The 25,345-nt window shown below is 72.3% G+C and carries 24 protein-coding genes; 9 read left to right on the forward strand and 15 right to left on the reverse strand.

All coding sequences use genetic code 11. From position 1 onward, the window contains the following. Nucleotides 1-63: 63 nt before the first annotated feature. Complete coding sequence (gene cyc2, locus ACZ3HQ_RS14120) at nt 64-2,223, reverse strand: germacradienol/geosmin synthase Cyc2 (RefSeq protein WP_467510614.1); 2,160 nt, start codon at nt 2,221-2,223, stop codon at nt 64-66. 236 nt (nt 2,224-2,459) lie between these two features. Here cyc2 and ACZ3HQ_RS14125 point away from each other — a divergent pair, with 236 nt between their 5' ends. Continuing rightward, nucleotides 2,460-3,563, forward strand: a complete 1,104-nt coding sequence (locus ACZ3HQ_RS14125; protein WP_467510616.1) for a cytochrome P450 — start codon at nt 2,460-2,462, stop codon at nt 3,561-3,563. Here ACZ3HQ_RS14125 and ACZ3HQ_RS14130 read toward each other — a convergent pair. Together ACZ3HQ_RS14130 and ACZ3HQ_RS14135 are read right to left on the reverse strand one after the other, a co-directional pair. Further along, entirely contained in the window at nt 3,540-4,742 is a 1,203-nt protein-coding gene (locus ACZ3HQ_RS14130; RefSeq protein WP_467510618.1) for a damage-control phosphatase ARMT1 family protein, read from the reverse strand. The two genes, ACZ3HQ_RS14125 and ACZ3HQ_RS14130, sit on opposite strands and share 24 nt — an antisense overlap. A gap of 21 nt (nt 4,743-4,763) precedes the next feature. Beyond that, nucleotides 4,764-5,411, reverse strand: coding sequence for a ScbR family autoregulator-binding transcription factor (locus ACZ3HQ_RS14135; RefSeq protein WP_467510620.1), 648 nt, complete (start codon nt 5,409-5,411; stop codon nt 4,764-4,766). Nucleotides 5,412-5,770: 359 nt separating this feature from the next. On the opposite strand from ACZ3HQ_RS14135, the gene ACZ3HQ_RS14140 reads away from it, so the two are divergent. Beyond that, a complete protein-coding gene (locus ACZ3HQ_RS14140) occupies nt 5,771-6,721 on the forward strand; it encodes a lytic polysaccharide monooxygenase auxiliary activity family 9 protein (RefSeq protein WP_467510622.1) in 951 nt (316 codons plus the stop codon). Nucleotides 6,722-6,740: 19 nt separating this feature from the next. On the opposite strand, the gene ACZ3HQ_RS14145 is transcribed toward ACZ3HQ_RS14140, so the two are convergent. Next, entirely contained in the window at nt 6,741-7,388 is a 648-nt protein-coding gene (locus tag ACZ3HQ_RS14145) for a Tat pathway signal sequence domain protein (RefSeq protein WP_467510624.1), read from the reverse strand. Nucleotides 7,389-7,824: 436 nt separating this feature from the next. On the opposite strand from ACZ3HQ_RS14145, the gene ACZ3HQ_RS14150 reads away from it, so the two are divergent. Continuing rightward, the gene (locus ACZ3HQ_RS14150; RefSeq protein WP_467511068.1) at nt 7,825-8,478 is read left to right on the forward strand and encodes a DUF6230 family protein; all 654 of its coding nucleotides are present in this window, start codon (nt 7,825-7,827) and stop codon (nt 8,476-8,478) included. 4 nt (nt 8,479-8,482) lie between these two features. Next, complete coding sequence (locus tag ACZ3HQ_RS14155) at nt 8,483-8,896, forward strand: DUF6114 domain-containing protein (protein ID WP_467510626.1); 414 nt, start codon at nt 8,483-8,485, stop codon at nt 8,894-8,896. 88 nt (nt 8,897-8,984) lie between these two features. Here ACZ3HQ_RS14155 and tatA read toward each other — a convergent pair whose 3' ends face one another. Then, nucleotides 8,985-9,185, reverse strand: a complete 201-nt coding sequence (tatA, locus tag ACZ3HQ_RS14160) for a Sec-independent protein translocase subunit TatA (protein WP_467510628.1) — start codon at nt 9,183-9,185, stop codon at nt 8,985-8,987. Between the two features lie 124 nt (nt 9,186-9,309). Here tatA and ACZ3HQ_RS14165 point away from each other — a divergent pair, with 124 nt between their 5' ends. After that, entirely contained in the window at nt 9,310-10,884 is a 1,575-nt protein-coding gene (locus ACZ3HQ_RS14165) for an LCP family protein (protein WP_467510630.1), read from the forward strand. Here ACZ3HQ_RS14165 and mgtA read toward each other — a convergent pair. The 10 genes from mgtA to ACZ3HQ_RS14215 all read right to left on the reverse strand — a co-directional run bounded on the left by mgtA (nt 10,875) and on the right by ACZ3HQ_RS14215 (nt 21,412). After that, the gene (gene mgtA / locus ACZ3HQ_RS14170; RefSeq protein WP_467510632.1) at nt 10,875-13,367 is read right to left on the reverse strand and encodes a magnesium-translocating P-type ATPase; all 2,493 of its coding nucleotides are present in this window, start codon (nt 13,365-13,367) and stop codon (nt 10,875-10,877) included. The two genes, ACZ3HQ_RS14165 and mgtA, sit on opposite strands and share 10 nt — an antisense overlap. Before the next feature lie 5 nt (nt 13,368-13,372). Continuing rightward, entirely contained in the window at nt 13,373-13,738 is a 366-nt protein-coding gene (locus tag ACZ3HQ_RS14175; RefSeq protein WP_391292654.1) for an ArsR/SmtB family transcription factor, read from the reverse strand. A gap of 137 nt (nt 13,739-13,875) precedes the next feature. Beyond that, on the reverse strand, nt 13,876-14,835 hold the full coding sequence (locus ACZ3HQ_RS14180; protein WP_467510634.1) for an ABC transporter substrate-binding protein: 960 nt from the start codon (nt 14,833-14,835) through the stop codon (nt 13,876-13,878). Between the two features lie 109 nt (nt 14,836-14,944). Next, nucleotides 14,945-15,613 (reverse strand): ABC transporter permease, encoded by a 669-nt coding sequence (locus ACZ3HQ_RS14185; protein ID WP_467510636.1) that lies wholly within the window; start codon nt 15,611-15,613, stop codon nt 14,945-14,947. Next, nucleotides 15,610-16,263: an ABC transporter permease gene (locus ACZ3HQ_RS14190; RefSeq protein WP_467510638.1), complete on the reverse strand. Its 654-nt coding sequence runs from the start codon at nt 16,261-16,263 to the stop codon at nt 15,610-15,612. The genes ACZ3HQ_RS14185 and ACZ3HQ_RS14190 overlap by 4 nt, the downstream gene beginning before the upstream one ends. Continuing rightward, nucleotides 16,260-17,384: an ABC transporter ATP-binding protein gene (locus ACZ3HQ_RS14195; RefSeq protein ID WP_467510640.1), complete on the reverse strand. Its 1,125-nt coding sequence runs from the start codon at nt 17,382-17,384 to the stop codon at nt 16,260-16,262. Before ACZ3HQ_RS14195 ends, ACZ3HQ_RS14190 begins: the two co-directional genes overlap by 4 nt. Before the next feature lie 281 nt (nt 17,385-17,665). Then, nucleotides 17,666-18,073: a peptide-methionine (R)-S-oxide reductase MsrB gene (gene msrB / locus ACZ3HQ_RS14200; RefSeq protein WP_467510642.1), complete on the reverse strand. Its 408-nt coding sequence runs from the start codon at nt 18,071-18,073 to the stop codon at nt 17,666-17,668. 14 nt (nt 18,074-18,087) lie between these two features. After that, entirely contained in the window at nt 18,088-19,479 is a 1,392-nt protein-coding gene (gene murC, locus ACZ3HQ_RS14205; protein WP_467510643.1) for a UDP-N-acetylmuramate--L-alanine ligase, read from the reverse strand. Nucleotides 19,480-19,987: 508 nt separating this feature from the next. Beyond that, nucleotides 19,988-20,461 (reverse strand): indole-3-glycerol phosphate synthase, encoded by a 474-nt coding sequence (locus ACZ3HQ_RS14210; RefSeq protein ID WP_199812189.1) that lies wholly within the window; start codon nt 20,459-20,461, stop codon nt 19,988-19,990. A 156-nt stretch (nt 20,462-20,617) separates the two neighbouring features. After that, entirely contained in the window at nt 20,618-21,412 is a 795-nt protein-coding gene (locus ACZ3HQ_RS14215; RefSeq protein WP_467510647.1) for a pyrimidine reductase family protein, read from the reverse strand. Nucleotides 21,413-21,448: 36 nt separating this feature from the next. Here ACZ3HQ_RS14215 and zapE point away from each other — a divergent pair, with 36 nt between their 5' ends. The 4 genes from zapE (at nt 21,449) to ACZ3HQ_RS14235 (ending at nt 25,323) form a co-directional block, all read left to right on the forward strand. Further along, nucleotides 21,449-22,543 carry a cell division protein ZapE gene (gene zapE, locus ACZ3HQ_RS14220; protein WP_467510649.1) on the forward strand — a complete coding sequence of 365 codons (1,095 nt, stop codon included), beginning with the start codon at nt 21,449-21,451 and terminating at the stop codon, nt 22,541-22,543. A gap of 210 nt (nt 22,544-22,753) precedes the next feature. After that, nucleotides 22,754-23,152, forward strand: coding sequence for a hypothetical protein (locus ACZ3HQ_RS14225; protein ID WP_467510651.1), 399 nt, complete (start codon nt 22,754-22,756; stop codon nt 23,150-23,152). Between the two features lie 78 nt (nt 23,153-23,230). Further along, a complete protein-coding gene (locus ACZ3HQ_RS14230; RefSeq protein ID WP_467510653.1) occupies nt 23,231-23,806 on the forward strand; it encodes a carbonic anhydrase in 576 nt (191 codons plus the stop codon). Nucleotides 23,807-23,814: 8 nt separating this feature from the next. Then, the gene (locus tag ACZ3HQ_RS14235) at nt 23,815-25,323 is read left to right on the forward strand and encodes a SulP family inorganic anion transporter (RefSeq protein ID WP_467510655.1); all 1,509 of its coding nucleotides are present in this window, start codon (nt 23,815-23,817) and stop codon (nt 25,321-25,323) included. The last annotated feature ends 22 nt before the right edge of the window (nt 25,324-25,345 follow it).

Genomic DNA, 25,345 nt, shown 5'->3' on the forward strand with positions numbered 1-25,345 from the left:
ATGACGCGCGGGGCATAGGGCGACCACCGGGTTTCCGGTGGTCGCCGGGGCGCGGGAGCGCCGTCAGCCGGTCAACTGGAGCCGCGCCGGTGTCTGGCCGGGGACGAACCCGTGGGCCCGGCCGGCCAGCCACTCGGCCTTGTAACGGTCGACCTCCCGGTGCCAGTTGAGGATGCCCGCGAGCCAGTTCTGGAGGTCGAGGACATAGTGGTCCATCGCCGCGCGCGCCTCCTCGGAGAGCTGGAAGTCGTCGTAGAGCACCGGCAGTTCGTGTGCGGTCACATGCTCGAACTGCTCCATGCGCTGGGTCATCAGGTCATGGACGACGGCCAGCGCGGCCGGGTAGTCGATGCCGAAGAAGTTCTGCACGACGAGGATCGCGTTGTGGATCTCGCCCTCGTACTCGATCTCCTTCTGGTACGAGAAGACGTCGTTGAGCAGGCAGGCGTAGTCGATGGCCGCGTTCTCCAGCGAGCGCACCGGCCCGGTGCGGTACACCTCCGGGGGGACGGCCGGGCCCTGGCCCATCCGGCACATGCTCAGGGTGAGGTCGGAGCCGAAGGTGGCGCGGCGCATCTCCAGGTAGTCGACGGGGTCGGGGACGCGCTGCTGGAGCTGGTTGGACAGCTCCCACACCCAGCTCTCGGTCATCACGTCGACGGCGGCCTTCAGGGTCTGCCGCTGCTCGACGCTCATCGGCGCGGTGGTCCGCGTCCACAGGTCGACGAGCCCGCGCTCCATGGCGTTGGCCGGGACCACCCCCGGTTCGCCGTCCACGGACATGCACTGGGACAGCCGGGCCGTGGTCAGCCGGGCGGCGGCCAGGTCACGGCGGTGGCCGTACACCAGGGGGTAGTAGTCGTCGCCGTACGTCCCCCAGGCGAGCCACTGCGCGCTCAGGTCGAGCGCCTCGGGTGTGGCGTCGGGATCGAGTCCGGCGGAGCACAGCGCGAGGTCGTACGCGGCGAGCTTGTCCTCGTCCCAGACGCCCTCGCTCAGGATGCCCATGGTGTGGCACCACGTGACGAGGTTCTGCCGGGAGGCGTCGACATGCGGGCTCAGCTCCAGCGGGAACGGCATGTGGAAGTCGGGCAGCAGCGACGGCCCGACCTTCTGGTACGGCACGTGCGTGTACGCGCGCAGCCGTTCGGCGCCCGCCGAGGCGAGCAGGGCGCGGACGTCGGCGGCGGAGGTGCCGGGGCCGCTCGGCACCCGCCAGGGCGTCTCGGAGCGGGCGCCCTGGTTCATGTAGCGGCTGGAGCGCAGGTGCCACTCGTGGCCGCCGGACTGCCAGTCCTGAAGCCCCTTGGTGTACGCGGCCACCGCCGCGACCTCGTCGGGCCGCAGGCCGTTCTCCAGCGCGACGGCGGGCACTTCGGTGAGCGCGGTGTGCTCGAACTGGTGCAGCCGTGAGGTGAGGACATCGTTGACGGTCTCGGCGGCCTCCTGGGTGGAGCAGCCGAAGAACCGCTCCAGCACCAGCACGCCGTTGCTGTTCTCGCCCTCCTCCTCCACCTCCCGCTGGTAGGAGAACAGGTCGTTGCGCAGGTGGACGGCGTCGGAGAACGTCTCCATCAGCACCCGCAGCGGCCGGGACCGCGCGACCGAGGCGGGCACCTCGGCGGTCGCGTACTCCACGAGCCCCGCGGACCAGGGAGCGCCGCCCACCTTGCGGCGCATCTCGATGTACTCGACCGGGTTGGCGATCCGGCCCTCGTGGATGTTGGACAGCTCCCACATCGACTCGTTGAGCAGATGCTCGGTCGCCACGGCGAAGCGGCGCCGCCACTCCTCGGACATCGCCGGAACGGTGCGCGCCCAGAGGTCGGCGAGGCCCGCCTCGACCGGGTTCTCCGGCTCGGGGACGGGGGTGGCGGGGTCGAGCGGCATGAAGAGCGGGAGCCGGTCCAGGTGGGCCTTGCCGGCCGCGCGGTCGGGGGTGCGCTTGAACATGTCGAGGAAGTGGTCGTCGAAGAAGAACACCCACACGTACCAGTCGGTGATCAGCGAGAGCGCCGGCCCGTCGCAGTCGGGGTGGGTGTAGGCGCACAGCAGGCCGTAGTCGTGTGCCTCCAGGTCGTCCTGGTCCCAGATCCCGGAGCCCTCCAGCATGCCCATCTCGCGCGCCCACGCGGTGGAGTGGGCACGGGCCTCGTCGAGATGCGGGTTGAGCCGCGCGGGATACGGCATGTAGAAGTGCGGGAGTTCGAACGGCTGCGTCATGGCGGGGGGCTACCCGCCGGGCAAATGGGTCATCCACCGCGACTGGGATGATCACACCATCGCGTGAATCAGCGCCGAATCCGGGAACTCGCTCCGCACAGTGTGGCGTTGAGCGTCACAGCCACACCCCTGCCCGGAGTCCGTTTTCCGGCCCGGCCGACGACATCCGGACAGCCCGGCACCGGAGGCCGTCACTCCCCTTGTCCCTCCCCCGGGCCGGGGCCACGGTATGGGCCATGATCCCCTCCCCGCGCCCCCGGCACCGATTACCGCTCGCCCCCGCCCCGGTGTCCTGGCAGGACGAGCCCGGCACGGCGGACGCGCGGCCCGGCCCCGGCTTCTGGGCGGTGTCCCGGCACGCCGACGCCCTCCGCGTGCTCCAGGACCCGGGGACGTACTCCTCCCGCCCCGGCCCCGGTGAACTCCCGCTCCTCAGAAGGCTGCTGTCCCACCAGGACCCGCCCCAGCACACCCGCCTGCGAGACCACGCGGCCCGCGCCCTTGGCCCCGAGCGCGTCCGGCGCTTCACACAGACCGCCCGCGAGCGCGCCCGCACCCTGCTCACCCGGGCCCTGGACGCGGCCCGCGCCGCCGACGGCGTCCTCGACCTCGTCACCGCCGTGTCCGACCCGTACACCGCGCTCAACCTGGCCGACCTGCTGGGCGTCCCGCACGCCGACCGGCGCCGCCTGCCCGGCTGGAGCGGCCCGTGCGCGCTGGAGGACATGACCGGCTACGCCCCCCACCTCGTCGCTCACCGGCGCCGCTACCCGGACGACGACCTCACGACGGTGCTCGCCCACAACGCCCGACTGACCTCCGACGAGCTGGAGATGCTGGTCCCCCTGCTCCTGACCACCGGCCTCGCCCCCATGCGCGACGCGGCGGCGGGCGGCCTCGCGGTACTGGCACAGCACCCCGAGGCGTACCGGGAGCTGCGGGACGGAAGGACGGAACCCGGCGTCGTCATCGAGGAGTTGCTGCGCCTGCACCCACCCCTGCTCACCGTCCGCCGCACCGCCGCCACGGACACCGAACTCTCCGGCCACCGCGTCCGGCGCGGTGACCAGGTCGTCGTCTCCCTCGCGGCCGCGAACCACGACGAGCGCGTCTTCACCGCCCCCGGCCGGCTGGACCCGGCCCGCACGCCCAACCCGCACCTCTCCCTCGGCGCGGGCCCGCACCTCTGTCTGGGCGCCGACTTCGCCCGGCTGCAATTGCGCGTCCTCCACGAGGAGGTGCTGCGCGCGCTGCCGGAACTGCGGTTAGCCGGGCCGGTGTTGCCGTCCGGCTCCGCCGTCACCAACGGGGTGGCGTCACTGCCCGTCCGGGCCGGTTGACGGGTTGACCTGGATGAGGGCGTGGGTGCCGCTGGTGAGCCACTTCCTCCCCTCCGCCTTGTCCAGCGCGGCCTCGGCGGACGCCGAGAGTCCGGTGATCACCTCGGACTTGAGGGTGCGCAGCGCGGCCACCGGGCCGGGGAAGTAGGCGGTGACCTCGTCGAAGGGCGTGGTGGCCGGCCAGTACCGGTCGCCCACCAGACGGCGGTAGTTGAGGTCACCCTTGAACAGGGTGAGGTCGGCCGCCGCGAACTCGGCGCGGAGATCGTCCGGCATGTCGGCGTAGGGCAGCGGTGAGCAGGAGAAGGGGTGGGCGCGCAGGACGAGGCGTCCGTCGCCCAGGGCCGACCAGAGCGTGTCGCCGTACTCCCCCGCCAGGCCGCCGGCCCGGCGCAGGCGGTGCAGGGCGTCGATCACGTCGGCGGTGGTGGCGTCGGAGACGTAGTACGGGTCCGGCTTGAGGTGCAGGACCGCCCGGCCGATGCGGGGCTCGGTGAGGAGCGCGGCGATGAGCAGCAGGTCGGGGACGAGTTCGCGGCCGGCGTTGTCCGCGACCAGGCAGAGGGTGCCGGTGCCGCCGGGCGGGAGCAGCGACCAGAGGAGGTCGCTGTCGTCGGCGACCAGTCCGGGAGCCGCTTCGCGCCGCTCGCCGCCCTCCGAGGACAACTGGAAGCTGAGGTCGGCGCGGTTGCCCCAGAGGGAGCCGCTCAGCAGGGCGCGATCGCGTTCGTCGGCCGGGCGGGTGCTCAGTTCCTCGAGCGCGGACAGCTCGGCGCCGGTCTCGGGGGAGTCGAGTTCGCCGGTCTTGGAGGGGCGGAACGGGTCGATGCCCCGCCAGGCGCCGGGCCCGAAGTAGCCGACGGCGCCGAGCAGACGGCGGTAGAAGTAGCTCTCGGCCCACAGCCACGGAACGTCGAACCAGGACCGGCCGGCGTAGGTGTCCATGCCCCAGCTCACCCAGCGCTCACGGTCGGGGGCGTCGGCGGGGAGGGGTTCGACGACGCCCTCGGTGCAGTTCTTCAGCAGGGCGTCCAGTGCGCGCCGCTGCGGGGGTTCGTAAGGGAGGCCGGCGCGGACCTGGCGGATGATCGCGGGATGCCGTTCGGCCAGGGTGCGGTGCGGGAAGGTGCCGGGTTCGTCGGCGCGGATGACGGGCGCGGTGGGGGCGGCGTCGGACATGCCGTCACCGTACCCCGCAGGTCAGCCGGTCCTGGTCTCCCGCTCCAGTTGCGCCGCGAGGGCGAGATAGCGGGGGCGGCGGTGCACCGGGACCAGGCTGCGGAGCATGAGGTACCACATCTCGGCGACCCTGCGGGGCAGCCGCGCGGGCGGTTCCAGGGTGCGCCCGGCGACCCGGGTGCCGACGAAGAAACAGACCAGGGAGTGGGCGACGATCCCGGCGTCCAGCTCGGTGTGCACATCGCAGTCCCGGACCGCGCCGTGGAGCTTGCGGGTGGCGAACTCCAGCCACTCGGTGAAGGGGTGCCGCAGCGGTGGCCGCATGGGCAGGTTGGTGGTGACCAGGCGGAGTCCGGCGCGGGGCACCGGGTCGTGCACGGCGAGGCGGGCGAGGGCGAACGTGGCGCGCATCAGCGCCTCCAGGGAGGAGCAGCCCCGGCTCTCCACCTCGGCCACCACCTGCCGGGCCGCCACCGACTGGAGTTCGAGGATGGCGTGGGCCAGGTCCTCCTTGGCGGCGAAGTGGAAGTACAGGGCGCCCTTGGTGACGTTCGCGTGTCCGACGATGTCGCTCAGACTGGTGGATTCATACCCTTGCCGGTCGAACAGGTCGGCTGCGGCCGTGATGATCGTCGTCCGGGTCTGTTCAGCGCGCAACTGCCTCGCCATCGGCCGACCCCTCTCCTGCACGAACGGGACACGCGGTTTGTTTTGACCCCTCGCATACGATAACTCACCGAGCGGCAAGGGGAGTCACGCGGGACGCACCGAGATTCCGCGCTCTTCCACACTTCCTCCCCTGCTCCACCGGGGTGAACTGGGCCTTCCGCTTTTATCCGGCCCTGGGGGCCTCCGGGTGCACTGCGTCGCTTACGCGAAGATTCCGGAGCGGGCAAGGGCGTGGCAAAAACAGCCGATGCGGTCTGTGAATTGACATCTTCGGCCGGGAGTGGATGTGAACACCCCAGTGCCGTCAGCCGTATTGGGGATGCAGACCCCTTCACCGCCCCGCCGAGGAGACGTCCCGGATGACTCGGATGACCGCCCGCCTGAGCACCCTGGCGGCCGCCGCCGCGACCCCGCTCCTGCTGCTGCCGTGGACGGCGGGCCCGGCCCTGGCACATGGCGCGCCCACCGATCCGGTCAGCCGGGTCTACGCCTGCTCGCCCCAGGGCAGCAGCGCGAACCAGTCGTCCGCCTGCCGGGCCGCGATCGCGGCGAACGGCGCACCCTTCACCGCGTGGGACAACCTGCGGGTGCCGGGCGTCAACGGCCGTGACCGGCAGGTGATTCCGGACGGCAGGCTGTGCAGCGGGAACCTCCCCGCCTACCGGGGTCTGGACCTGGCCCGCACCGACTGGCCCGCCACCCGGCTGACCCCGGGCGCCCGGATGACCCTGACGTACGCCTCGACGATCGCCCACGAGGGCTCGTTCCGGCTGTACTTGACCAAGCCCGGTTACGACCCGGCGAAGCCGCTGAAGTGGTCCGACCTGCCGGACCGCCCGTTCGCCGAGTTCAGGAACCCGCCGCTGAGCAACGGGGCGTACCGCCTTCAGTTGACGCTGCCCTCGGACCGGACGGGACGTCAGATGCTGTACACCGTCTGGCAGAACACGAGCACGCCGGACACCTATTACTCGTGCTCCGACGTGGTGCTCACGAAGAAGACCGCGGCTCCGGGCGGCGGTTCGGGCGCCACGCGACCCGCGGCCACCAGGAAACCGGCCTCGAAGGCGGTGGCGACACCCTCCGCACATGCCTCGCACCCGGCGTCCGCGCACCCGTCGGCGGAGGCGTCAACTCCCCTGCCGCGCAAAGATTCCTCGTACGCCGCCGTGCCGGACGACGGCAGGCCGGTGGCCGAGGCGACCCGTGCGAAGTCGGGTCCCTCGGCTCCATTGCTGGCAGGCGGTGCGGCCGCGGTGCTGGTGGTCACCGCGGCCGCCGCGCTCGTCCCGCGCCTGCGCCGGCGCTGAACGGGCTGTCAGTGGAAGGTCAGTTGACGAACACCCTCGCCCCCGCGTCGGTGACCGGGGCGTACTTGGCGGTGAAGTAGCCGCTGGCGAAGCACAGCGACGAGCCGGACACCTTGGTGAACTGCTGGTTGGTGAAGGTGATGCTGCTGTCGGCGTTGTCCGCCTTCCCGCTCAGACCCGGCGCCTGGTAGACGCAGGTGACCGAGCCCAGCAGGGTGCGCAGCTTGACGGTGGTCTGGATGGTCGAGCCGCTCGGCGGGGCGACCGAGAGGGTGCCGTCGGAGGAGACCGAGGCGGTGTAGGGCAGGTGGTCGACGGTGATGCCGTTGACGCCGAGGACCCCGGTGACGTTGCTGGTACAGGTCGAGCTGTCGAAGGTGTGCCCGGTGACCGACTCGGTGGCGGCGCCGGGGGCCGCCGGGTTGCCGGTGACCTGCGCCGTGAACTGGGACGCCGTGCAGGTGACGCCGCTGGTGCCGGTCGCGCTGGAGTACAGGGTGGCGGAGGTGCCGGCGGCCAGCGGTGCGGTGAGGGTGTCGCCGACGGCCACGGCGGTGCCGCCTACGGCGCCCGTGGTCAGGACGGCGCTCGCGTCGGCGGACGCGGGGACGGCCGCCGCCACGGTGAGCGCGGTGACGGTTCCGGCAAGGGCGAGGAAGGTGCGCATGCGGGTGCCTCTCTTCCGAGGTGGGGGGCGGAGAGCAGGGTGCGCCGGGATGCGATGCGAGGTGCGGGATTCCGTATACGGGACGGCCGCCCGGAGAAGCCGGGAAGCGGCGCGCGCCGCGGCTCGGGCCCGGCGCCACGGTCCCGAGGAGATCAGGCAGAGTTGTAGACCTGATGTGACGCCAACGTCAATACGGCGCAAGGGAGTTGAGGGTCACCGGTGACCGTCTGCGCAGGACCGGCACCTACTTTTCACAACTCTCTTGACCCTTCAATGTAACCGGCGGTAACTTCCGAGAAGGCTACCGTCGCGTAACCGGCCTGAGCCCCTCGCGTCCCTCGGGAACAGCGAGGGCGGGCCCGCGCGGCAGCCCTTGTCCGCGCCAGGACAACGCGCCACCTGAAACCCGCATGGATCTACGCCCATGGGAGCAGACATGGCCTCGTCCCCGGACCTCTCGTCCACCGACCCCACCCCCGCGCCCGGACCGGCCGGCGCACGGCGCGGGCGCGTCCGGTACCGCCGGGCCGCCGTACTGGCGGTCCCCGCCACCCTCGTCGCGGCCGGGCTCGCGATCCTGACCGCCGAGGGCGCACTGGGCGTGCAGTTCGCCATCTCCGGCATGCCGTTCACCGTCACCGCGACCGATCTCACCGGCACCGGCTTCGAGCAGTTCGGCGGCCTGGACAACATGGCGGACGGCAGCCCGAACGCGGGTGACACCGGCGGGCAGGTGCTCGTCGTCACTTCCGCGATCAAGAGCGCGACCCTCACCAAGCTGTGCCAGAGCGTCGACCTGGGCGGCACCAACCTGCTGATCAAGGCGGGCCAGGGCGAGAAGAAGGTGACGGCGACCGATCTGACCACGGACTCCACCGAGTTGTCGGGTGACGCCTCCTTCGACCGCATCGAGATCGGCAACGACGCCAGCACCCTGAACAAGGCCAACGCCAAGGGCCCGATCGGTGTCTTCTCCCAGCAGGCCGACACCGTGCACATCGCCAACCTGCGCCAGACCAACTACGCCACCACCGCGGGCGTGTTCAAGCTGCCCGGCCTGAAGCTGGGCTTCAGCGACTCGGGCTGCTGAGCCGATGGCGGAGCCTGGACGCCGGACAGCGCGGGCGGCCTTCCGCGACTGGCGGGGGCGGCGGCCGTTCTGGGGCGGGCTGCTGCTCGCGCTGGGCGGCGCCGAGATCCTGCTCACCGAGAAGGCGTCGCTGAAGGTCGTCATGCACATCGGCATGCAGGGGCTCGCGGGCTATCTGCTGCCGGCCCTGATGCTGCTGCTCGGACTGCTGGTCCTCTTCAACCCGGCCCAGCGGCTGTTCTACTCGATCGTCGGCGTCCTGGTCTCGCTGGGCAGTTGGCTCACGTCCAACCTGGGCGGCTTCTTCATCGGCCTGCTCCTCGGCGTCGTCGGCAGTTGCCTCGCCTTCGGCTGGCTGCCCGACCAGGAGGCCCGCGTGTCCCGGCGGCAGCGGCGCCGGGAGCGCGCCCGCGCCTGAACACCGGTTTCCCCGGCCCGGCGGCACCCTGCCGCCGGGTCCTCCCTCTTTCAGGTGATACGGGAACTACGACCCCGGCGTGCCGAGTTCACTGAACAGCGGGGTCGACGGGCGCGGTGGCGGCGGGAGCGGTGCTCTCGTCCTTCAGCGCCTTCGCCTCGCTCTTGAGGATGCGCAGGGACCGGCCCAGCGAGCGAGCGGTGTCCGGCAGCTTCTTGGAGCCGAACAGCACGATGAAGACGATCGCCACGACCAGCAGATGCCAGGGTTCCAGTCCGTTGCGGAGCATGGCCGCCCTCCCTATTCCCACGCGGTTCCCGACGGCCAGGGGCTCCCGCGCCTCCGGTCCGGTCAGGGATGATTGCTACATTGCGCAACTGTACAACCCAGGGAGAGGCACAAGAGGGCGGGCGATGAGCATCACGAGCAGCCGGGGGACGGCACCGTCACGGCGACGCGGCGGCGGCCGGGGCTCCCCGGCGGGCGACGGCGGTTCCGGCGACGCGGGGAGCGGCACCCGGTCCGGCGCGCGGGACCGGCGGCGCCGCCGTGCGCGCAGGGCACGGGTGGCGCTGCTCGTCTGCCTGTCGCTGGTGATCCTCGGCGGGGCGGGGGCCGGCTGGGTGTATCTGAAGCTCAACGGCAACATCCAGACCTTCGACGCGGGCGGCCTCTCCGACAACCGCCCGGCCGGCTCCTCCAAGGGCGAGAACGTCCTGGTGATCGGCTCGGACGCGCGTACCGACGGCAACGCGGCGCTGGGCGGCGGCGACAAGGACGGCATCGGCCGCTCCGACACCACGCTGCTGCTGCACATATACGCCGACCACAAGCACGCGCTGGCCGTGTCGATACCGCGCGACACCCTGGTGACGATCCCGCCCTGCAAGCTGCCCACCGGCGGCTGGACCCAGGCCCAGCCGAACACCATGTTCAACGCGGCCTTCTCGGTCGGCGAGACCGACAAGGGCAACCCGGCCTGCACGCAGAACACCGTGGAGCAGCTCACCGGGCTCCGCATGGACCACACGGTGGTCGTGGACTTCAAGGGCTTCGCCGCGCTCACCCAGGTCGTCGGCGGGGTGAAGGTGTGCCTGCCCAACGACGTCTACCAGAAGGACCTCAACCCCAACCGGGCCAGCCGGGGCACGCTCCTCTTCCGGCAGGGCGAGCAGCGCGTCGCGGGCAAGCAGGCGCTGGACTACGTGCGGCTGCGGCACGGCATCGGGGACGGCTCCGACATAGGGCGGATCAAGCGGCAACAGGCGTTCGTGGGCAGCCTGTTGAAGGAGGTCAAGGACAAGGGGTTCACCCCGACCAAGCTGCTGCCGCTGGCCGACGCGGCGACCAGGTCGATGACCGTCGACCCTGGCCTCGGCAGCGCGGACAAGCTGCTGTCGTTCGCCATGTCGCTGAAGAACGTCGACCTGCACAACACCAAGTTCGTCACCGTGCCCTGGCGGTACGAGGGCGCGCGGGTGGCGGTCGTGGAGCCGGACGCGGGCGAGCTGTGGGCCGCGCTGAGGGCGGACCGTACGATCGACGGCGCGGACGCCAGCGGCGGGAAGGGCCACGCCACGAAGAAGCCGGGGCCGGCCACGCACTCCCCCGCCCCCGTCTCCGGCAGGGGCATCGCCGTGGCCGTGTACAACGGCACCACGGTGACCGGGCTCGCCGCCAAGGGCTCGGCCGCGCTGACCGCGTCCGGCTTCACCGTCACCGGCACGGCCACCGCGCTCTCCCAGAACCATCTGGCGACGGTCGTCCAGTACGGCCCCGGCATGGCGGACCGCGCCCGGACGGTGGCCAAGGTGTTCCCCGGCGCCCAGTTGGAGCAGATCGGCGCGCCCCGGATCAACGTGGTCCTCGGCCAGGCGTACGCGACCGACCCCACGCCGTCCTCCACCTCGTCCTCGGTGCCCAACGAGGTGGCCAACGGGGCGCGTTCGGCGGACGACAACCCCTGCGCGAACCTGACCTACGGCTGACGCCGGTCGTGGCGCACCCGCGCCCCGACCAGCGCGAGCGCGTACGGCACGAGGACGGCGGCCAGCAGCAGATAGCGGTCGGCGGGCAGCGCGGTCAGCCCGAGGACCGCGCCCAGCGGGGTGGCCGGCAGCACCAGCGCGGCACCGGCCAGCGCGGCCGAGGCCCAGCCGACCGGGCCGGGGCGGCCGCCCGCGATGCGGCGCCCGGAGCGCAGCAGCAGCATCGCCAGCGCCTGGGCGAGCAGGTTCTCGGTGAACCAGGCCGAGTGGAACAGCGCCTCGTCGTCCAGCCCGCCGCCCTCCTGCGGGGCGAGCGTGAGCACGGCGAAGGTGGCGAGGTCCGCGACCGCGTTGAGCAGGCCGAAGCCGGTGAGGAAGCGCAGGAAGGCGGGCGGCCGCAGCTTGGTCGGCCGGCGCAGCGCCTCGGGGTCGGGGCGGTCGTCGGCGAAGGCGAGCTGGGAGGCGTCGAAGCAGAGGTTCTGCGCGAGGACCTGGGCCGGGAGCATCGGCAGGAAGGGCAGCAGCAGTCCGGCGGCGAGCATGGCGAGGACGTTGCCGAGGTTGGAGGAGAGGGTGACGCGCAGGTAGGAGGCGATGTTGGCGCTGCTGTGCCGTCCCGCGAGCACGGCGTGCCCGAGCGCGCCGAGGTCCTTCTCGCCGAGCACCACGTCCGCGCTCTCGCGGGCCACGTCGACGGATCCGCGCGGGGCGACGCCCACGTCGGCGGCGAGCATCGCGGGCACGTCGTTGACACCGTCCCCGAGGAACCCGACCGTGTGCCCGGCGGCGCGGAGTCCGGCCACGACGAGCGCCTTGTCCTCGGCCGTGCACCGGGCCACGACGGTGACGGCGCCCGGTGCCCCGGCCGCCTCCGGTGCGGCGCCGGTGCGCACCTCCCCCACGGTCAGCCCCAGGTCCCGGCAGGCGCGTACGGCGGTGGCCGGGTGGTCGCCGGTCAGGACGCGCACCTCGACGCCGAGCCCGGTCAGGGTGCGCAGGGCGTCGGCGGCGCCGGGGGCCAGGTCGTCGCGGAAGGTGAGCAGGCCGCGGAAGGTGAGGCCGCGGGCGTCCTCGGCGCGGTAGGGCCGGGTGCGGGCGGGGAGTTCGGCGGTGGCGACGGCGAGCACACGCAGTCCGGACTCCGCCTGCCGCCCGGCGAGCCCCAGCAGCCGCTCCCGCTCGGCGTCGGACAGTTCACACCGCTCCAGCACGGTCTCGGCGGCGCCCTTGGTGATCAGCACATGCCGGCCGAGAGCACCCATGACCACGGCGGAGGCCAGCCGGTGGGCGGGGTCGAAGGGGAGCGCGGCGACCCCGTCGTACTCCTCCCCCACCGGTCCGGCGGCGGTGAGCAGGGCCTCGTCCAGGGCGTCGGGGGCCGGGAGTTCGGAGAGGGTGAGGCCCCACCAGGCGGCGACGGCGGCCCAGCGCAGCACCTCGGGGTCGTCCCGGCCGTCCGGCCCGAGCGTGGCGGCGAGCACGGGCCGGTCCTGGGTGAGGGTGCCGGTCTTGTCGAGGCACAGCACGTCGACCGCGCCGAGGTCGTGCAGCGCGGGCAGCCGCCGTACGACGACCCGGTGGGCGTCGGCCAGCCGGGACGCGCCGCGCGCCAGACAGGTGGTGACGATCACCGGGAGCATCTCGGGGGTGAGCCCCACGGCCACCGCGACGGCGAACGGCAGCGTCTGAAGGCCCCTGCCGTGCACGGCGGCGCTCGCCATGAGCACGAGCGGCGGGGTGAGCAGCATGAACCGGACCAGCACCCAGGAGATGCCGTGCACGGACCGGTCGAAGGCGCTCGGCCCCCGCCGCACGGGCGCCCGCTGGACGGCACCGAACCGGGTGTGCGCCCCGGTCGCCACCACCACGGCACTCGCGCTCCCCGAGACGACCTGGCTGCCCTGGAAGCACAGATGGGACTCCGCGAACCGCCCCGGCACCTCGGCCGCCTCCTTGGCGACCGGCACCGACTCCCCGGTGAGCGTGTCCTGCCGCACGGTCAGCCCCCGGGCACGCAGCAGCCGTACGTCGGCCGGTACGAGGTCGCCGGGGCCGAGCCGGACGATGTCACCCGGTACGAGATCCGCGACCGGCACCTCGCGGGCGCGCGGCTCGTCCGCGCGGCCGGCGCGGCGCAGGACGGTCGCTGTGCCGGTGACCAGGCCGCGCAGCGCGGCCAGCGAGCGGTCGGCGCGGCGTTCCCCGGCGGCGCGGAGCGCGCAGCTCACCGCGACCAGGGCGAGGATCACGGCGGCGGTGCCCCAGGAGGCGACGAACGCGGAGACCAGGCCGAGGGTGAGCAGTACGGCGGTGAACGGGTCGCGCAGGGCCCGTGCGGAGCGGCGCGGCCAGGACGGGGCGGGCGGTGCGGCGGCCGGGGTGTTCTCCCCGTGCCCGGCCAGCCGGGCGGCGGCCTCGGTGTCGGTCAGTCCGCGCGGGCCGGTCTCCAGCCGCCGCAGGAGCCGCAGCGAGGTGTCCGGCACGTCGGTCACAGTCCGCGCAGGCGGCGGGCCGGGGCGGCGGGGGCCGTCTGTTCGGTGAGCCGGCCGACCAGCAGGTGGACGACGTCCACCAGCGCGGCCTGTTCGTCGGCGTCGACGAAGTACACCTGGCGGCGGCCCTCGCGGCGGGAGCGGACGAGTCCGGCGAGCTTGAGCTTGGTGAGGTGCTGGCTGACGGCGGGCAGCGCGCCGCCGACGCGTTCGGCGAGCCCGGTGACATCGCTCTCGCCCTGGGCGAGCGCCCACACCAGGTGGAGCCGGGCCGGGGAGGCGAGCAGCCCGAAGGCGGCCGCCGCCTCGGCGAGGACCTGGGGAGAGGGGTCCTGCCGGCCGGTGCCGGGCCCTGTCGCCACTGCTCTCCTCCTCGCGCGGTCTCGGCTGTTCGGTCGCTGTCCGACCAGTCAGTCTAGGTGCCGTGCGGGTGCACGCGGACCGCCCGGCGACGCGGTGTGCGCCGGCCGGGCGGTCCGGGTGGTGTGGTGCGGCGGGGTCAGCCGAGGCCGTTGGCCTTCAGCCACGCCTTGGCCACGTCCAGCGGGTCCTTGTGCTGGACCTGCACCTGGGTGTCCAGGTCGAGCAGGGCCTTGGTGTCCAGCTTGGCGGAGACGGCGTTGAGCGCGTCGACACCCTTCTGCGGCACCGCGTTCTTGCGCACGAGCGGCTGGACGTTCTGGAAGCCGAAGAGGTTCTTCGGGTCGCTCAGGACGACGAACTTCTCCTTGGCGATCACCGGGTCGGTGGTGAAGAGGTCCGCGGCCTGCACGGAGTCCTTCTTCAGCGCCGCCTGGGTGAGCGGGCCGCCCGCGTCCAGGGACTTGAAGGACTTGAACTCCAGGCCGTACAGCGACTTCAGGCCGGCCAGGCCCTGGTGGCGGGTCTGGAACTCCGGGGAGCCGCCGATGACCAGGTCCTTGGCGATGCCCTTGAGGTCACCGATGGAGGACTTGGCGGTCAGGTTGTACTTCTTGGCGGTGGCCGCGTTGATGGTGACCGAGTCCTTGTCCTCCGCCGGGGAGGGGTCCAGCAGGGTCAGCTTGGAGTCCAGCTTGGCCTCGATGGCCTTGGTGGTCTCCTCGGTCGACTTGGGGGCCGCCTTCTGGTCGAGGTAGGCCAGCAGCGCGCCGTTGTACTCGGGCAGCAGCGTCACGGAGCCGTTCTTCAGCAGGCCGTAGGTGGTCTCGCGGCTGCCGATGTTGGGCTGGTACTTGACCTTGACGCCCTTGGCCTTGAGGGCCTCGCCGTAGATGTCGGCGAGCAGGATGCTCTCGGCGAAGTTGTTGGAGCCGACGACGACGGTGTCACCGCTCGCCGCGCCTCCGGTCAGCGGGTTGTCGGACTTGCCGTCGGAGGAGCCACAGCCCGCAAGCAGCGTCGTCGCCGCCGCGAGGGCGACCAGCGCCGCCCCTCGGTTCCCCCGGATGGACTTGCTGATGCGGTTGTTGTAAGTCACCTGTTGATCCAAGCCAGTTCGTGATTTGTCAGTCAAGGGAAGCGAGGTCACCGATCGGCCTCGATACGCGTACGTTTGTGTCGGCGGTATGAACGCGCCGGTGGAGCCGTCACCCACTGCGCCGCACTCCCGGCGAGACAGTGAGCTTCGACAGCGCCCAGAACACCAGGAGCGTCACCAGGGCGAGTCCGGCGACCAGGGTGGCGCCGCCGACGACCTTCTCGTAGTCCTTCTGGTAGAGCCCGTCGATGATGTACCGGCCGAGCCCGCCGAAGCTGACGTACGCGGCGATGGTCGCCGTGGAGACGATCTGGACGGCCGCGGTGCGCAGTCCGCCGAGGATCACCGGGAGCACGACCGGGAGTTCGACCTGGAACAGGATGCGCGGCTCGGTCATGCCCATCCCGCGCGCCGCGTCCACGGGGGACGGGTCGACGGTCTGGATCGCCTCGTAGGTGGTGACGAGGATCGGCGGTACGGCGAGCACGACGAGCGGCACCATCACGGGCAGCGTGCCGAAGCCGAACCAGATGAACAGCAGCACCAGCAGACCGAAGCTGGGCAGCGCCCGGCCCGCCGTGGCGACCATCGACAGGGCGTTGCCGCCGCGCCTCAGGTGCCCGGCGACCAGCCCCACGGGCAGCGCGATGAGCGCCGCGACGGCGAGCGCCTCCAGGGAGTAACCGACGTGTTCCAGCAGGCGGGTGGGGATGCCGTCGTAGCCGTGCCAGCGGGCGGAGTCGGCGAAGAAGGAGTGCGCGAAGTCCAGGACGTTCACCGGGCGGCACCCTTCTTCGGCATCCACGGGGTCAGCAGATTGCGGGTGAGCACCAGCGCCGCGTCGACGAGGATCGCCAACAGGGCTGTGGTCACCACGGAGTTCACCGCGAGTTCCGGCCGGTGGTAGAGGTTGGCGTCGTTCAGCATGTTGCCGAGGGCGCCCTGGTTGCCGATGAGCATGCCGACGCTGACCAGCGAGATGCTGGACACGGTGGCGACCCTGAGGCCCGCGATGATGGCGGGCACCGCGATGGGCAACTGCACCTGGACGTACCGCCGCACCGCGCCGAGCCCCATCGCCTCGGCGGCGGCCAGGGTCTCCGGGGGCACCGAGCGGACGCCGTCCACGATGGCGGGGACGAGCACGACCAGGCTGTACACGGCGAGCGGGATCATCACCGTCAGCTCGCTCTGGCCGGTGTAGTCGATGAGGATGACGAAGAACGCCAGCGACGGGATCGCGTACAGCACCGTGGTGACGCCGAGGACCGGCGGGTACAGCCAGCGGAAGCGGGCGCAGAGCTGGGCGACGGGCAGCGACAGCAGAAGTCCGGCCAGCACCGGCAGCAGCGCTTCGCGCAGATGCAGGCCGATCAGGCCGAGGTAGCTGTGCTGGAGGTCGCTGGGGAGGTCGAAGAAGCCGTTCATCCGGCCGCCGTCACCTCCGGACGGTCCTCGGTGTGCGCGGTGCGGATGGCCTCGCCGATCGCCGCCTGCGAGACCACGCCGACGGCGCGCCCCTCGCCGTCCACGGCCACGGCCCAGCCGGTCGGCGACAGCACGGCGCCGTCGAGCGCGGTGCGCAGCGAGTCCTTGCCCGGCCGGAACGGCCTGCCGTGCGACAGGAGCCGGCCGGTGTCGATGGCGCCCGCGGTGAGCGCGCCCGGCTCGCCCCAGCCGAGCGGGCGGCCGTCTGCGTCGGTGACGAGCAGGTACGGGGCGCCGCCGCGCGGGGTGAGCCGGGTGGCGTCGGCGTCCACCGGGACGATCGGCCCGGTCTCCAGCTCCAGCGCGTCGGACGGGAAGAAGGACAGCCGGCGGATGCCCCGGTCGGCGCCGAGGAAGTCCTCCACGAACGGGTCGGCGGGCGCGGTGAGCAGTTCGGCGGGCGGCGCGAACTGGGCCAGGTGTCCGCCGGTGCGCAGCACGGCGACCATGGTGCCGAGCTTCACGGCCTCGTCGATGTCATGGGTGACGAAGACGATGGTCTTGCCCAGCTCGTCCTGGATGCGCAGCAGTTCGTCCTGGAGTCCCTTGCGGACCACCGGGTCGACGGCGGAGAACGGCTCGTCCATGAGCAGCACCGGCGGGTCGGCGGCGAGCGCCCGTGCCACGCCGACGCGCTGCTGCTGGCCGCCGGAGAGCTGGTAGGGATAACGCTTGGCGAGCGAACTGTCCAGTCCCACCCGCTCCATGAGCTCCGCCGCGCGCTCGCGGGCCTTGCCCTTGCTCCAGCCGAGGAGCCGGGGCACGGTGATGATGTTGTCGATGATGGTGCGGTGCTGGAAGAGCCCGGCGTTCTGGATGACGTAACCCATGGACCGGCGCAGGGAGTTGACGGGCTGCTGCCGGATGTCGGCGCCGTCGAGGAGGATGTTGCCCTCGCTGGGCTCCACCATCCGGTTGATCATCCGCAGGGTGGTCGTCTTGCCGCAGCCGGAGGGGCCGACGAGGACGGTGATCGCGCGGTCCGGTATGTCGAGCGACAGCCGGTCGACCGCGACCGTGCCGTCCGGGTATCGCTTGCTGACTGAATCTATCCGTATCAAAACGCCGCGCGCCCTTCGGTTGGCAGGAGTGCCTGGAACGTGCCGGCCGAGTCTAGACGGCACGAGCCACGCCACCCGGAGAGCGCGAACGGGCGACCGGACCGGGTGCGGGCGCGCGCACCCGTGGTCGTGCCACGGCCGGACGGTCCCATGAATCGGGAGGCTGCTACCCAGCCACGGTCATCTCATTCATCTGATCATGTGACGCCGCTCATACCGCCCCGCCCGCACGACGATGCCCACCCGCCGCATCCGGCAGGTGGGCATCGTGGGGGCCGGGGTCAGCCCTCCTGGGGCGTGAGCCGCAGCGAGATGCTGTTGATGCAGTACCGCTGGTCGGTGGGCGTGGGGTAGCCCTCGCCCTCGAAGACGTGCCCGAGGTGGGAGCCGCAGTTGGAGCAGCGGACCTCGGTGCGGACCATCCCGTGCGAGCGGTCCTCGATCAGCTCGACCGCGTCGGTGTCCTTCGGGTCGAAGAAGGACGGCCAGCCGCAGTGCGAGGCGAACTTGGTGTCCGAGGTGAACAGATCGGCGCCGCAGGCCCGGCAGGAGTAGACACCCTCGGTCTTGGTGTCCGTGTACTCACCGGTGAAGGCGGGTTCGGTGCCCGCCTGGCGCAGCACCGTGTACTCGGCCGGGCTCAGCTCCGCCCGCCACTGCTCGTCCGGCTTCTCGACGTCGTACGCCATGAGGATCAGCCCCTTTACTTCTGCGACAGGCGGTCCAGGATCAGCGGGCCCAGGTCGGTGACGTCACCCGCGCCCATGGTGAGAACGAGATCACCGGGCTTCGCCATTCCCGCGACGACCTCGGGGATGTCCGCCTTGTCGTGCACGGCGGTGACGTCGGCGCCGGCCGCGCGGGCGGCCTCGATGATCAGCGCGCTGGTGATGCCGGGGATCGGGTCCTCGCGGGCCGGATAGATGTCGAGCACCACGGAGGCGTCGGCGAGGGCGAGCGCCTGGCCCATCTCCTTGCCCAGCTCCTGGGTGCGGGAGAACAGGTGCGGCTGGAAGACGACGAGGATGCGGCGGTCGTCCCCGGCGGCACCGCGCATGGCCTCCAGGTCGGCGGTCATCTCGGTGGGGTGGTGGGCGTAGGAGTCGATCACCTGCACGCCCGCCTCCTCGCCCTTGAGCTGGAGGCGCCGCTTGACGCCGGTGTACGCGGCGAGGGCGGGGGCCAGCTCGTCGGCGGGGAGGCCGAGGGCGGCGCCGGCGGCGAGCGCGGCGACGGCGTTGAGCGCGTAGTGGCGGCCCGGCACGGAGACGGCGAAGGTCAGCTCACGGCCGTCCAGCACCACGGTGACCTGGCTCTTCAACCCCTGCGGGACGATCTTCAGGACCCGTACGTCGGCGTCCTCCGCCTCGCCGTAGGTCACCGTCCTCACCCCGGTCACCCGGCGGGTCAGCTCGCGGGCGCCCTCGTGGTCGGCGGAGATCACCAGGGTGCCACCGGGGACGATCTTCCCCGCGAAGGTCTCGAAGGACTCGTAGATCTCGTCCATCGAGGCGTAGTTCGCGTGGTGGTCCAGCTCGACGTTGAGGACGATGGCGACCTCGGGGGCGTACTTGTGGAAGCTGCGGTCGCTTTCGTCCGCCTCGGCCACGAAGATCTCGCCCTCGCCGTGCAGGGCGTTGGAACCGGGCGCGTCCAGGTCGCCGCCGATGGCGTACGACGGGCGGGCGCCCAGCTCGGTCAGGGAGACCGCCAGCATCGAGGTGGTGGTGGTCTTGCCGTGAGTACCGGCCACCGCGATCGGGCGCAGGCCCTCCATCAGCGCGGCGAGCGCGTCGGAGCGGTGCACCACGGGGATGCCCAGCTCGGCGGCGCGGGCCAGCTCGGGGTTGTCCTGCCGGATCGCGGAGGAGACGACGACACAGCTCGCGTCGTCCGCGAGATGCCCGGCGGCGTGCCCGATGTGCACGGTCGCCCCGTGCGCCCGCAGCGCCTCCGCGGTCGCGGACTCCTTGGCGTCACTCCCCGCCACCCGCGCCCCACGCTGAGCCAGGATCTTGGCGATCCCCGACATCCCGGCTCCCCCGATCCCGATGAAGTGCGGTCGGTCCATGGCGGTAGGAAGGCCGGGTGCCATGCGTTCTTCTCCCATATACGAGCGAGCCAGAGGATGCCCACCCTATGCGCAGATCCGCCCCCGCCCGCACCCCGGCCGGGGACGCGCCGGTCAGGAGGGACATACGGGCGGCGGGCGCCCCGGCAGATCACGGATACGCCCCGAGGTCCGGCCACCCGGCGACGCGCCGGTCGGCGGGCGACGGAGCGCCGCACACGGCGAGGTCACGGGTACGGGGCCCGCGCAAGGGCCGTCTCCGGGGCAGGCCCGCGTCCGGGCGGCTCACGGCCCTGGGCCGCCGCCGAGGCGGAGGGGCCGGGCGGACGCGGGGCGCGGCGGCCGTGTCGGGTGCCGGGGGCGCCCCGGCGCGGCGCGAGGCGGCGTGCGGCAGCAGGCGGGGGGGGCGGCCTGGAACGGCCCGGGCCGGGCCCGAAGCAGCGGGGCCCCACCGGGACGGCAGCCGCCACCCGCCCTCCATGGACCGGCCGCAGAAGCCGGCGCAGCCGCCCGCCGCCGCAGCCCCGCAGGGCTACGCCTTGCTGTGGCTGAACAGCTTCAGGACCGGGACGCCGACCTTGTGGCGGGCCCGGGAGGCCCAGTCGCGGTGGAAGAACTCCTCGACGTAGTGGGGGTCGGTGAGGACGATGACCTCGTCGGCGTGGACCTCCGCGACGAGGGACTTGAGCGCCTCCAGCGGGTGGTTCTCGACGAGTCTTCCCTCGGCCCGGCTGCCGGCGGCGCGCAGCGCCGTCAGGGAGACCTCCAGGGCCTTCTCGCCCACGCTGCGGGCGTCCGTGCCCTCGGGGGTCTCGCCCTCGTGCACGGCCTCGTCCAGTTCGCCGAGGGCGATGTCGTCGATGGCCCGCAGCAGCCGGTCCGCCTGGTCACCGCGCGGCTGGAGCAGCACATGGAAGAAGACCGGCTCGTCCCCGTGCAAGGTCGTCACGAACTCAACGTCGGCCGACGTCAGGGCTTTCTCGATCATCAGAACGCTTGTGAACACCAGCCGCCTCTTCTCCCTCGAGGGTCCTCGTGACCCTCTGTCCTCCGTTGGCCCGAAAAGGCCCTGCGGAAACCATCCTGCCCCGTTGCCGCACGGGGAGTACCGGGACTAAGTGTGCCCCCCGGAAGCTAAACGGAACGGTAGATTCCGCTGTTTTCAGGGTCGGCGGTACCGCCCGAACAGAAATCCGTCCTCCTCCAGCAGCGACGCGAGCGCGAACCGGCGGGGCACGGAAACCCCCGGACCGCCCGCGATCCGCTGCGCGTCGCCCGCCGTGAGCATGGGCGACAGCGTCAGACACAGCTCGTCGAGCACCCCCGCGGCGACCAGTTGCCCCAGCAACCGCGGCCCGCCCTCGGTGAGCTGCCGGACGTACCCGAGTCCGGCGAGCGCCGCCACGGCCCGTACGGGATCGACCCGCCGCCCCTCCCCCGCGACGATCACCCGCGCCCCGGCCCGTTCGGCGGCGGCCACCCGGTCGGCGGGCGCGTCCGTACCGGTGAGGACGACCGTCGGCACCAGCGGCGAGGTGTACAGCGGAAGCGAGAAGTCCAGATCGAGGCCGGCCGACACTACGGCGATCGCCGGAGCGGGCCCCTGCCCCGCCGCCTCCCGCGCCGCCGCGAACTCGCCGCGGGCCCGAGCGGGCCGGTACCCCTCCTGCCGAACCGTTTCCGCACCGACCAGCACGACATCCGCGAGCGCCCGCAGCGTGCCGAAGATGCGCATGTCGGCCGCGCAGGAGATGGGCTGGGAGCGCCCGTCGTGCTGGGCCGCGCCGTCGAGAGTGGAGACCATGTTGGCCCGCAGCCAGGTGCGGGGGGCGCCGTCGCCGGAGGTGGGATAGGCGTAGGCGGCGGCCAGTTCGGCGAGACTCCACTCACCGGCCCGCTCACCCCGGCCAGGGGCCCGAGCTGCTGTTTCGTCGGTCACAGGGAACAGGCGTCGCATTCGTGCAGTGTGACATGGCGATTAGCATGGGTAACCGTGTCCTCCACCGCAGCCTCCGGCTCCACCCCGCTGACCGACGCCGGTCCGCTGTCCCTGTGCGCACGCGCTCCGCACGTCCCGGCCGACCGTCTGGTCGCCGAGATGGTGCCGCCGCCCCGCTTCGACTCGGTGCGCTTCGCCACCTACATCCCGGACCCGAACCAGCCCAGCCAGACCGACGCCGTGGGCGTGCTGGAGGGCTTCGCGGCGGGACTCGGCGGCGCCCGGCCCGGCGAGGGCAAGCGGGGCCTGTTCGGCTTCGGCCGCGCGAAGACCAGGACCCCGGCCGGCCCGCGCGGCGTCTACCTGGACGGCGGCTACGGCGTCGGCAAGACCCACCTGCTCGCCTCGCTCTGGCACGCCACCCCCGCCGAGCCCTCCCGCAAGGCGTTCGGCACCTTCGTGGAGCTGACCAACCTGGTGGGCGCCCTCGGCTTCCAGCAGACGGTCAGGACGCTCTCCGGCCACGCCCTGCTGTGCATCGACGAGTTCGAGCTGGACGACCCGGGCGACACGGTGCTGGTCTCCAGCCTGCTCGGCAAGCTGGTCGAGGCGGGCGTGGCGCTGGCCGCCACCTCCAACACGCTGCCCGGCAAGCTGGGCGAGGGCCGCTTCGCGGCGGCCGACTTCCTGCGCGAGATCCAGGGCCTGTCCGCCCACTTCCGCGCCCTGCGCATCGACGGCGAGGACTACCGCCACCGCGGTCTGCCCGAGGCCCCGGCGCCCTACACCGACGAGCAGGTGACCAAGGCCGCGTACCGCGCCGAGGGCGCCTCGCTGGACGCCTTCCCGCAGCTCCTGGAGCACCTGGCGAAGGTGCACCCGAGCCGGTACGGCGCGCTGACCGACGAGCTGCGCGCCGTGTGCCTCACCGATGTACGGCCGGTGCCGGACCAGTCGACGGCGCTGCGCCTGGTGGTGCTGGCCGACCGGCTCTACGACCGCGAGATCCCGGTGCTGGCCTCGGGGCTGCCCTTCGACAAGCTGTTCAGCGAGGAGATGCTGAACGGCGGCTACCGCAAGAAGTACTTCCGCGCGATCTCCCGGCTCACCGCGCTGGCGCGCGACGCCAAGCCGCTGGTGACGGAGTAACAGACCGGTCGCCCTGTTTCTGATATCTCATCAACTTATGCGGGTCAAGGGCTGATTTCGGCCGCTTGACCCGCATTTTTCACTCTTCCTACGGCACGTAACCCGCCGTTAACCCTGCAAAGCATCTCCCTGGGTTAACGTGTTTCTTGACCATTCATTGACCAACGCTTGGCGCGTACAAGAGACGTGGGTTTCCGCAGGGGGGTGCGCATGTCCCGAGGCAGGACGCTCGGCGCGGTGCTCGCCCTGTTCGCGGTCGCGCTGCTCTCCCTCCAGCTCTTCGCGCCCTCCGGACCCTTCACCACCGCACATACGCTCGGTGAGGCAAAGGCCAACGACGCGTCGGGGATCATCCTCGTCGCCCCGCACGCGGGCGAAGGCGCGGACACCGTCCGCGAACCCCGCCGCCACCGGACGCCGCCGGTCGCCGCCCATACCGACCGGCACCGCCAGCGCGGCGCCGCGCCCACCCCGGCGCCGGAGCGCCCGCTCATGTCCCGGCGGCCGGCCGAGCCCGCACCGCCCACGCGGTCCGGCGCGCCGGACGCCGGCGTCCCGAGATCCTCCGGAGCCCTTTCCCCGGCAGTCCTTCAGGTCTTCCGCTGCTGACGGGCGGGCTCGCTCCCCCCACCACAGTCGTGCAAGCCCGACGCGCCGTCGAGGCGCGCCAGGAGGAATCCAGACATCATGCAGCCCCTCATCGACTACGCCCGCACGTTCGGCCGGCGCCCTGAGGAGTTCGCCCGCCTCGCCGAGGGCCAGTCACCCCAGGTCCTGTTCATCACCTGCTCCGACTCACGGGTCGTCCCGGCCCTGATCACGGGTGCCCGCCCCGGCGAGCTGTTCGAGCTGCGCACCGCGGGCAACATCGTCCCGCCGCACAACTCCGAGCACCCCACCAGCGAGGCCGCGACCATCGAGTACGCCGTCGAGGTGCTCGGCGTCCGCGACATCGTCGTCTGCGGTCACTCGCACTGCGGCGCGGTCGGCGCGCTGGTGCGCGGCGACGACCTCACCGCCGTACCCGCCGTGCGCGACTGGCTGGCCGGTGCCCCGCGTCCGGCCGGCCCGGCCGAGGACCCGGAGGTCGCCGAGGGCGTGCAGTGCCACGCGCTGACCCAACTGCTGCGCCTGCGCTCGTACCCCTGCGTCGAGCGCCGGACGGCGGAGGGCACGCTCGGCCTGCACGCCTGGTACTACGAGGTGCACACCGGGGCCGTGCGCACGCACCGGCCCGAGACCGACACCTTCGAAGCCCTGTGAGCGCGCCGATGAGCAGGCAAGATCTCATATCCCGCGCGCCGTATCTGCGGCAGGACTTCGCCGCCTCCCTCGTCGTCTTCCTGGTCGCGCTCCCGCTGTGCGTGGGCGTGGCCGTCGCCTCCGGGGTCCCGGCCGAACTCGGGCTCGTCACCGGCATCGTGGGTGGTCTGGTCACCGGGGTGATGCGCGGCAGCAGCCTCCAGGTGTCCGGTCCGGCGGCCGGGATGACCGTGCTCGTCTTCGAGGCGGTCAAGGAGTTCGGGCTGCCGGTGCTGGGCGCGATCGTGCTCGCCACCGGTCTGCTCCAGGTCGCGATGGGCGCGCTGCGGCTCGGGCGGTACTTCCGGGCCATATCGCTGGCGGTCGTGGAGGGGATGCTGGCCGGAATCGGTCTGGTCCTGGTGGCCGGCCAGTTGTATCCCGCCATGGCGGCCAAGGCTCCGGACGCCGGGCTGGACAAGATGCTCGGTCTGCCGCGCGGTCTCGCCGGCGCGTTCGGGGACGGCCGGGCGCTCGCCTCGCTGGCGCTGTGCGCGGGCACCATCGCCGTCATGGTGCTGTGGAAGCACCTCCCGGCGAAGGTGCGTACGGTGCCCGGACCGCTGGCCGCGGTGGGGCTCGCCACGCTGGCGGCGCTGGTGTTCGGCATGCCGGTGGCGATGGTGGAGGTGCAGGGGCTGCTGGGGTCCGTCCAGCCGCCGCCGTTGAGCGCTTTCGCCGAGTTCGCGGATGTGGCGGTGCTCGGCACGATCGTCGCGTTCACCCTGATCGCGTCCGCCGAGTCGCTGTTCAGCGCGGCGGCCGTGGACCGGCTGCACGACGGCCCGCGCACCGAGTACGACCGCGAGCTGACCGCGCAGGGCGTGGGCAACACGGTGTGCGGGCTGCTCGGCGCGCTGCCGCTGACGGCGGTGATCGTGCGCAGCGCGGCCAATGTGCAGGCGGGCGCGCGGACCAAGGCGTCCCGGGTGATGCACGGGGTGTGGCTGCTGCTGTTCGCGGCCCTGCTGCCGGGCGTCCTCGCCTACATCCCGCTGCCGTCGCTGGCGGGCGTCCTGATCTACTCGGGGGCCAAGCTGGTGCCGGTCAAGTCGCTGGCGGGGCTGTGGCGCGAGCAGCGGGGCGAGGCGCTGATCCTCGCGGTGACGGCGGCGTCCATCGTGGCGGTCGGCATGTTCGAGGGCGTGCTGATCGGGCTGGCGCTGGCGATCGTCAAGGCCGCCTGGGAGGCGTCGCACATCAAGGTCACCGTCATAGACAAGGGCGCGGGTCCGGTGGACGCCTACCTCTCGGGCAACGCGACCTTCCTGAGGCTGCCGAAAATACTGGACAGCCTGGAGGCGCTGCCCAAGGACCGCCCGGTCCGGCTGGATCTCTCCGGCCTGCTGCACCTGGACCACGCCTGCCGCACCGCCCTGGAGAACTGGGCCGCGCGGCACAGCGCGGACGGTACGGAACCGGTGCGGCTGACCTCCGGGGCCGGGGCGGGTGAGCGGGCCGGGACACCGGCGGGCTGATCCGGGACGGCCACGCATGAGA

This window comes from Streptomyces sp. NPDC018263, from assembly GCF_055562575.1.